Source organism: Aquicoccus porphyridii (assembly GCF_008369105.1).
In the GTDB taxonomy this organism is placed as follows: Bacteria; Pseudomonadota; Alphaproteobacteria; order Rhodobacterales; family Rhodobacteraceae; genus Aquicoccus; species Aquicoccus porphyridii.
Map to the genome: position 1 here is coordinate 1 of NZ_VINQ01000147.1, position 429 is coordinate 429.

The following is a 429-nucleotide window of genomic DNA, read 5'->3' on the forward strand; positions in this document are numbered from 1 at the left end:
GAGCGCTTCCCGACCCTGAAGGTGGTCTTCGAGCACATCACCACCGGCGACGCCGCCCAGTTCGTCCGGGAAGCCCCGGCCAACGTCGGCGCGACCATTACCGCCCATCACCTGCTGTACAACCGCAACCACATGCTGGTCGGCGGTATCCGTCCGCACTTCTATTGCCTGCCGATCCTCAAGCGCAACACCCACCAGGAAGCCCTGCTGGACGCCGCGGTGAGCGGCAATCCGAAATTCTTCCTCGGCACCGACTCGGCGCCGCACGCCCGCCACGCCAAGGAAGCCGCCTGCGGTTGCGCCGGCTGCTACAGCGCCTACGCCGCCATCGAGTTGTATGCCGAGGCCTTCGAACAGCGCAATGCGCTGGACAAGCTGGAAGGCTTCGCCAGCCTGCACGGCCCGGACTTCTATGGCCTGCCGCGCAAC

At 66.4% G+C, this 429-nt stretch carries 1 protein-coding gene; it reads left to right on the plus strand.

The genetic code is table 11. The features are described 5' to 3' along the window. The coding region (locus tag FLO80_RS23960) for a dihydroorotase (RefSeq protein WP_149187155.1) at positions 1-429 on the plus strand (429 nt) is incomplete at both ends.